The organism is Streptomyces sp. NPDC007095, from assembly GCF_040634475.1.
Taxonomy (GTDB): Bacteria; Actinomycetota; Actinomycetes; order Streptomycetales; family Streptomycetaceae; genus Streptomyces.
Genome location: NZ_JBEYFS010000361.1, coordinates 1 through 7,710 on the forward strand (window position 1 = coordinate 1; position 7,710 = coordinate 7,710).

Here is a 7,710-nt window from a genome sequence, read left to right on the forward strand (position 1 = left end):
GGGAATCACATGGCGACGGTCAGCGTCGCGCGAGCCACTCGGTGAAAGTCCGGTCCCGGCCGGGGACACGGGCCACATGCGGTTGGTGCGACGTCAGCTGTTCTGCCCCGAAGGGCGTCGCAGCAGGGTCTCTCTGCGCGCCGCCAGCCGAGCCGACAGAGCCGTCCAGTAGGCCGACGCCGCCCAGGCCACCCGGACGGCTGAGCGGGGCGCGAGCAGGGCACGCAGGCGGGCGGTGCGGCTCGCCCGGGCGCCGAGAGCGTCCGTGACACGACGGGCGTCTTCCGCGAGCCCCGCCGTCAGCCGCGGGTGCGGGGCGTACAGCACCTGCTCGACCGCTGCGGCCATCCGGTGCACCGCCTCCGACGCCTCGGCTTCGAGGAGCCCGAGCCGCACGATCCGCGCCGCGGCCTTCCGTGGTGTCTGGGACTCGTCCGGCACGATTCCGTAGTCCCACGCCGTATCGGTCACCTCCAGCCACGTCGCCAGCGTGTACGCGGGTGCGTCCGCCTCACTGCGGCCGTGCGCACCCAGCCGCACGGACCGGAGCCGCATCCGCCACAGCATCGGCAGCATCGGCACGATCAGCAGCAGGAGCCCGGCCAGTGTGTATCCCAGGATCTGGAACCACGGAGTGCCGTCGTCCTTCGAGCCAACCGTGGCCAGCGCGGACTGGCTCGGGCACGCCTCCAGCTTCTTCTGCTCGGCCGGGCAGTTGCCGCTGGCCGACGGGGCGGTGGAGGGCGCCGCGGAGGACGACGTGGACGGCTTCGGCACCGTCGACGAGGCCGACCCGGGCGTGTCCGTCTGGGTGTACTCCGGCACCGAGCCCCGGTTCGGGGTCGGCTCGAAGCGGGTCCAGCCCACGCCTTCGAAGTACAGCTCGGGCCAGGCGTGCGCGTCCCTCAGACCCACCGACATCGAACCGTCGGCCTGCGGGGAGCCGGGCGTGAATCCCACCGCGACCCGGGCCGGAATCCCCAGCGTGCGGGCCATCGAGGCCATCGCGAAGGAGAAGTGGACGCAGAAGCCCTGCTTGTCCTTCAGGAAGCGCGCGATCGCGGCCGAGCCGCTGCCGACCTGCACCTGGGTGTTGTAGGTGAATCCGCCGTTCACCGCGAAGTAGTCCTGGAGTTTGACCGCCTGCTCGTAGTGGTTCGCCGAGCCCGCGGTGACCTTGCGCGCGGTGGCGGCCACCACCGCCGGCAGCGAAGACGGCACCTTGGTGAACTCGCGCTTCAGGGCCTTCGACGGCTCCGGCGCGTTCGCCAACTGCTGCGCGGTCGGCTGCACGATCAGGCTCGTCACCTCGTACTGCAGGCCGCGCGTGTTCTGACCGTGGTCACCGACGAGCGTGCGGCCGACCGGCTCGTACCGCCAACTGCCGCTGATGTTCACCTTGCTGACCGGGTACGGCATGGGCAGCCAGTCCTGCGCGTACCAGTCGGCCGCCGAGATGCGGGTCTGGATCTCGCTGCGCTGGACGTCGGCCCCGAGGCCGATCGGCGTCGGGAACGTGTCCGGCACATCCTGGATGTGCCGCTGGGCCGGCTTCCACGCCGTGCCGTCGAAGTCGTCCAGGGACACGATCCGCAGATACATGTCCTGGGTGTCCTCGGAGTTGGTGCGGTAGGACATGACCTGGCGGTCCTCGTCCACGTTCAGGCTGTCGCGGAGCGAGACCAGCGGGTTCACCGCGGAGATCGTGCCGCCCCCGGAACCCGAGCCGACGCCCGCCCCCGCGCCGCCCAGCAGACCGCCGCCGAGGGCGGGCAGGCCGAGCGGTACCGCCAGGGCGATGCCCAGCGTGACCGCGCCGATGCGCCGCCCCGTGCGGACCGGCGCGACCGTGCCCGAGGAGGCGTCCAGCCCCTGTGAGCGGGGCGCGCCGCCGAAGACCCGGCCCCACTGGGAGAGCCGGTCGCGGCCCTCCGCCAGGAGCAGCATCAGATAGCCCGCGGCCGCGAGCAGGAACCACAGCCAGGCCCAGCCGCCGCCCGACAGGCCCGCGGCGACCGAGTACAGCGCGAGCAGGGGGAGTCCGGCGGGGGCCGCGCTGCGGAACGTCACCGCGAGCGTGTCCACCGCGAGACCGATCACCAGGACACCGCCGATCAGCATCAGGCGGATGCCGTCGGACAGCGGCGCCGGAATCGCGTACCGCCCGACGTCGTCCGTGCCCGCCTGGAGCAGATCGCCGAGATGCCGGAACGCCTCCGGTCCCGGGACGAAGCCGAAGAGGGCCTGCTGCTGGGCGAAGACCAGCGTCAGCAGCATCAGCGTCACCAGCGCCTGCGCCGCCACCGTCAGCGGCCGGGCCAGCGGAACCCGCCGGGTCAGCGCGCCCACACCGGACTGCAGCGCCAGCAGGAACGCCGCCTGGAGGATCCACGTCGCCGGCTTGACCAGCGGCAGCAGCGCGCACGCCGCCATCAGTGTGGCCGCCGCCGAATACAGCGTCAGCCGAGCCCGCCCGCTCATGATCCTCCACCCCCTGCCGTACTCCCTGTCGAGGCGGCACCCATGCGCTGCCGGTCCGCCTGCCGCCACAGATCGGCGAGCTCCGCCCCCCGTGGCACCGTCACGGCGGTCCAGCCCGCCTCGCGCAGCATGCGCAGTCGATCCTCGCTCCTGTCCAACGGGCCGGGGACGTCGGTCGGTTCCCGCACCCAGGTCTCGCTGTCCAGCAGGAAGGCGACGGCCCCGCCGCTGCGCTGGCGCATCTTGGCGAGCACCGTCGCCTGCTCCTCGTCGAGGTCGCCGAGAAAGGCGATCAGCAGCCCTTCGTTGCCCCCGCGCAGGACGTCGTAGGCCCGGGAGAGCCCGGCGCCGTCCGAGTGGTCGATGACCGCGAGCGTGTCCATCATCAGTCCGGCCGCGTCCGCCGACTCCTGGCTCGCGCCCGCGAAGCCGTCGGCGCCCTCGCCGGGCACCGAGTTGCCGTCGTCCGTCAGCAGCCGCACCGAGAAGCCCCGCTCGAGCATGTGCACCAGCGTCGACGCCGTCCCCGACACCGCCCACTCGAAGGCGGAGTCCGGGCCGGCGCCTTCGTAGGCGATGCCCCGGGTGTCGAGCAGCACCGTGCAGCGGGAGCGCTGCGGCTGTTCCTCGCGACGGACCATCAGTTCGCCGTAGCGCGCGGTCAGGCGCCAGTGCACCCGGCGCAGGTCGTCGCCGTAGCGGTAGCCGCGCGGGATGATGTCGTCCTCGCCCGCCAGTGCCAGCGAGCGCTGCCGCCCGTCGCCGTACCCCTTCGCCTCACCGCTCAGCCGCACCGGCGGCAGCGGTTCGACGCGCGGGATGACCGTCAGGGTGTCGTACGTCGAGAAGGAGCGGGTCAGCTCGCACATCCCGAACGGGTCCGTCAGACGCAGTTGCAGCGGACCCAGCGGATAGCGGCCGCGCAGGTCGGAGCGGACCCGGTAGGACACCTCGCGTCGGCCGCCCGCCTCCACCCGGTCCAGGACGAAGCGGGGCCGCGGGCCGAGCACGTACGGCACCCGGTCCTGGAGCATCAGCAGGCCGGTGGGCAGCCGCGAGACGTTGTCCATCCGCAGATGGACGCGGGCCTCGGAACCGGCGGGCACCCGCCCGGGGGAGAGCCTGCGGCTGCCCGCGACCCGGTAGCGCGTGCGGTACAGCACGGTCGCGCAGACCAGCGGCAGGACCGCGAGAAACAGGCCGACCCGGAGCAGATCGCTCTGCCCCAGGACGTACGCGCAGATCGCGGCCGCGATGCCGGCGGCCAGGAAGGAGCGTCCGCGGGTGGTGAGACCGGTGAGCGCGGTGCGCAGCCCGCCCTTGTCCTCCTCGGCGTCGCCGGTCCCCCCGGGCGTCATCACAGCCTCCGGGGCGGCTGCTGGTCGTACGCGGGCACGCCGCGGCCCATCGTGAAGCCCGGCTGCTGGGGCGCCGCGGGAACGGCGGTGTGCTGAAGGATCTCCTGGACGACCTGCTCGGCCGTACGACGGTTCAACTGCGCCTGGGCCGTGGGGAGCAGACGGTGGGCCAGGACCGCAACGGCGAGTGCCTGGATGTCGTCCGGCAGTGCGTATTCCCGGCCGCTGAGCGCCGCGGAGGCCTTCGCCGCGCGCAGCAGATGCAGCGTGGCACGCGGTGAGGCGCCGAGTCTGAGGTCGGGGTGGGTGCGCGTGGCGGCGACCAGATCCACCGCGTACCGCCGGACCGTCTCCGCGACGTGGACCGTGCGGACCGCGTCGATCAGCTTCACGATCTCGTGCGCGTGCGCCACCGGCTGGAGGTCGTCCAGCGGGGAGACCCCGCCGTGGACGTCCAGCATCTGAAGCTCGGCTTCCGCACTGGGGTAGCCGATGGAGACGCGGGCCATGAATCGGTCGCGCTGGGCCTCCGGCAGCGGGTAGGTGCCCTCCATCTCGACCGGGTTCTGCGTGGCCACCACCATGAAGGGGCTGGGCAGTTCGTAGGTCTGCCCGTCGATGGTGACCTGGCGCTCCTCCATCGACTCCAGGAGCGCGGACTGCGTCTTGGGGGAGGCGCGGTTGATCTCGTCGCCGATCACGATCTGCGCGAAGATCGCACCCGGTTTGAACTCGAAGTCCCGGCGCTGCTGGTCCCAGATGGACACACCCGTGATGTCCGAGGGCAGCAGGTCGGGCGTGAACTGAATACGCCGCACCGAGCAGTCGATGGACCGTGCCAGTGCTTTGGCGAGCATGGTCTTGCCGACGCCGGGGACATCCTCGATCAGAAGATGTCCCTCGGCGAGCAGCACGGTCAGCGAAAGCCGTACGACCTCAGGCTTGCCTTCGATCACTCCTTCCACCGAACTGCGGACACGCTCCACAGTGGCGGTCAGATCTGTAAGGCTCGCTCGATCGTCATAGGTCGTCACCCGGCCCTCCTCGGCCCGTTCTCGGGCCGACGCCCTGTGCGGACCGGCCCACCCCGAAACACGGACACCACGCGCGAGAGGTTCCGCGTGACGCCACAACCGCATTCTTGTTGCCGTTACCGGTTCGTGTCACTCGCCTGTGGATAACTGGCTGCGATATGTCAGGTCTTGCGACCCTTTGGGCGCCGGTGGGTCGGGGTTCTTTCGTGAAGTGAGGGTCCCACGAGGGCCCCAGGAAGTTTTACGAGAGGCTCGGTGGGAGTGTTCAGGCGGGGTCGATCTCGCGCAGCAGGCCCGTCGTCACGTCGAAGACGAAGCCGCGCACGTCGTCCGTGTGCAGGAGGAACGGTGAGGTGCGCACGCGCTGCATCGACTGCCGTACGTCCTGTTCGACGTCCCGGAAGGCTTCGACCGCCCAGGCGGGGCGCTGGCCGACCTCCATCTCCAGGTCGTGCCGGAAGTCCTCGGTGAGGGACTCCAGTCCGCAGCCGGTGTGGTGGATGAGCACGACGCTGCGGGTGCCGAGCGCCCGCTGGCTGATGGTGAGGGAGCGGATCACGTCGTCGGTGACGACGCCGCCGGCGTTGCGGATGGTGTGACAGTCGCCCAGTTCCAGGCCGAGTGCGGCGTGCAGGTCGAGCCGGGCGTCCATGCACGCGACCACCGCGACGTGCAGCACGGGGCGGGCATCCATCCCGGGATCGGTGAACGCGCCGGCGTACTGCTGGTTCGCCTCGACGAGACGGTCGGTCACGCCGCCGCCCGTTGTTATGGCGTCTTCGGGCTCTGTGGGTACGGATGCAGAAGTCGTCATAGCTATGACGTTACTGGTCACGTACGAAGTAGTCCTGCTGTGAGAGGGGACAAAGAACGTCATCGCGTCTTGTTGTGAGGTAACCCACATGGGTGTTTGGAGATCACCTGGATAGGTGATTTTTGCTGATTCATAGCTTCGATCAGGGGTTCATGGAGGAGCGGTACGCGACGCGCATGCCGGTTGATTGACCGCGAGACACCGTGGACTAAAGTGACGCGAAGCGGGAGGCGAGACTCTCCCTGCTGGACTGCTTTCCCCTGGAGACCCGGCGTTTTTCCGGCGTCTCCCCCCGCGTGCGCGGCGCGTACGTACGGCTCGGCCTCCTCCCGCTCCCGGTCGGCTGACGCCACTCACCCGGCGCCAGCAGGCCTCCCCTTCTCGAGCGGGTGGGGACCCGGCGGTGCGTACGGCCGCGCCGGACCTGAGAGGGCCCCTTGAGCCAGAGTCGACACGTCCCGGTGATGCTCCAGCGGTGCCTGGACATGTTGGCCCCGGCCCTCACCGAGCCGGGCGCCGTGGTCGTCGACTGCACCCTGGGACTCGGCGGCCACAGCGAGGCGCTGCTGACACAGTTCCCCGAGGCCCGTCTGGTCGCCCTCGACCGGGACAAGGAGGCGCTGCGCCTCTCCGGAGAGCGGCTCGCCCCCTTCGGTGACCGTGCCACCCTCGTGCACGCGGTCTACGACGAACTGCCCGAGGTGCTCGACCGCCTCGGCATCCCGCGTGTCCAGGGCGTCCTGTTCGACCTCGGTGTCTCCTCCATGCAACTCGACGAGGCCGACCGCGGCTTCGCGTACGCCCAGGACGCCCCGCTCGACATGCGGATGGACCAGACGACCGGCATCAGCGCGGCCGAGGTGCTCAACACCTACCCGCCGGGCGAACTGGTGCGGATCCTGCGCGCGTACGGCGAGGAGAAGCAGGCCAAACGGATCGTCTCCGCCGTCGTGCGCGAACGCGAGAAGGAACCCTTCAGCAACAGTGCGCGGCTCGTCGAGCTGATCCGCGACTCCCTGCCGCAGGCCGCCAAGCGCACCGGCGGCAACCCCGCCAAGCGCACCTTCCAGGCGCTGCGCATCGAGGTCAACGGGGAGCTCAGCGTCCTGGAGCGGGCGATTCCCGCGGCCGTGAAGGCGCTCGCGGTCGGCGGCCGGATCGCCGTCCTGTCGTACCACTCGCTGGAGGACCGGCTGGTCAAGCAGGTGTTCGCGGCCGGTGCCGCCACCACCGCGCCGCCCGGTCTGCCGGTCGTCCCCGAGCGCTACCAGCCCCGGCTCAAGCTGCTCACGCGCGGTGCCGAACTTCCCACCGAGGAAGAGGTCGCCGAGAACCGGCGAGCGGCCCCCGCCCGGCTGCGCGGGGCCCAGCGCATCCGCGAGGACGCCGAGTGAGGCACCAGGAGGGGGAGATCGAGTGAGTAGGAAACCCGAACTCAGGGGGCGGGCCGCCAGGCTCGCCCGGCTCCTCCCCGCCGGCGGGGGCCATGCCGCCCGCACGCCCTTCGTCCTGCTCGTCGTGCTCCTGCTCGGCGGTGGCCTGATCGGCCTCCTCGTGCTGAACTCCGCGCTGAGCGAGGGCTCGTTCCGCCTGGACGACCTGCAGAGGGACACCAAGAGTCTCACCGACGAGGAGCAGGCGCTGCAGCGGGACGTGGACACCTACTCCGCGCCCGACGCCCTCCAGCGCCGCGCCCACGAGCTGGGCATGGTGCCGGGCGGCGACCCGGCCTTCCTCAACCCGGACGGCAGCGTCAAGGGCGTCCCCGGAACGGCCGCCCAGCAGTCCTCCGCACGCACCCCGGTGGTCCGCCCGCCCGAGGTCCTCGCCCTCACGCAGACCACGGCCCCGGCCCCGGCCACCAGCGCACCGGCGGCCGCCGTCCCCTCCGCCGGCGTCGCCACCCCGCATACCGCCACGCGGCATACCGCCACCCCGCATACCCCGACCCCGCGGGTCCCGACCCCGCAGACCCCCGCCCCCACCCCGTCCGCGCAGCCCTCCTCGACCCCCGGCAGGTGAC

6 protein-coding genes are annotated in these 7,710 nt (G+C 71.3%); 2 read left to right on the forward strand and 4 right to left on the reverse strand.

Translation table 11 applies throughout. The features are described 5' to 3' along the window. Nucleotides 1–93 precede the first annotated feature (93 nt). The 4 genes from ABZ656_RS54645 to ABZ656_RS54660 form a co-directional block, all read right to left on the reverse strand. Nucleotides 94–2,481: a DUF3488 and transglutaminase-like domain-containing protein gene (locus ABZ656_RS54645; RefSeq protein WP_360279747.1), complete on the reverse strand. Its 2,388-nt coding sequence runs from the start codon at nucleotides 2,479–2,481 to the stop codon at nucleotides 94–96. Then, a complete protein-coding gene (locus ABZ656_RS54650; RefSeq protein WP_101405636.1) occupies nucleotides 2,478–3,839 on the reverse strand; it encodes a DUF58 domain-containing protein in 1,362 nt (453 codons plus the stop codon). Before ABZ656_RS54650 ends, ABZ656_RS54645 begins: the two co-directional genes overlap by 4 nt. Continuing rightward, nucleotides 3,839–4,873, reverse strand: a complete 1,035-nt coding sequence (locus ABZ656_RS54655; protein WP_101405637.1) for a MoxR family ATPase — start codon at nucleotides 4,871–4,873, stop codon at nucleotides 3,839–3,841. Before ABZ656_RS54655 ends, ABZ656_RS54650 begins: the two co-directional genes overlap by 1 nt. A gap of 265 nt (nucleotides 4,874–5,138) precedes the next feature. Further along, entirely contained in the window at nucleotides 5,139–5,687 is a 549-nt protein-coding gene (locus ABZ656_RS54660) for a carbonic anhydrase (RefSeq protein ID WP_101405638.1), read from the reverse strand. 437 nt (nucleotides 5,688–6,124) lie between these two features. On the opposite strand from ABZ656_RS54660, the gene rsmH reads away from it, so the two are divergent. Both rsmH and ABZ656_RS54670 read left to right on the forward strand, forming a co-directional pair. Further along, nucleotides 6,125–7,081 (forward strand): 16S rRNA (cytosine(1402)-N(4))-methyltransferase RsmH, encoded by a 957-nt coding sequence (rsmH, locus tag ABZ656_RS54665; protein WP_101405639.1) that lies wholly within the window; start codon nucleotides 6,125–6,127, stop codon nucleotides 7,079–7,081. A 22-nt stretch (nucleotides 7,082–7,103) separates the two neighbouring features. After that, nucleotides 7,104–7,709, forward strand: coding sequence for a hypothetical protein (locus ABZ656_RS54670; protein WP_101405640.1), 606 nt, complete (start codon nucleotides 7,104–7,106; stop codon nucleotides 7,707–7,709). Nucleotide 7,710 lies beyond the last annotated feature (1 nt).

Coding starts and splice junctions, on each gene's coding strand:
- ABZ656_RS54660 (WP_101405638.1), bottom strand. CDS start 5,687: ATGACGACTTCTGCATCCGTACCCACAGAGCCCGAAGACGCCATAACA.
- ABZ656_RS54645 (WP_360279747.1), bottom strand. CDS start 2,481: ATGAGCGGGCGGGCTCGGCTGACGCTGTATTCGGCGGCGGCCACACTG.
- ABZ656_RS54650 (WP_101405636.1), bottom strand. CDS start 3,839: ATGACGCCCGGGGGGACCGGCGACGCCGAGGAGGACAAGGGCGGGCTG.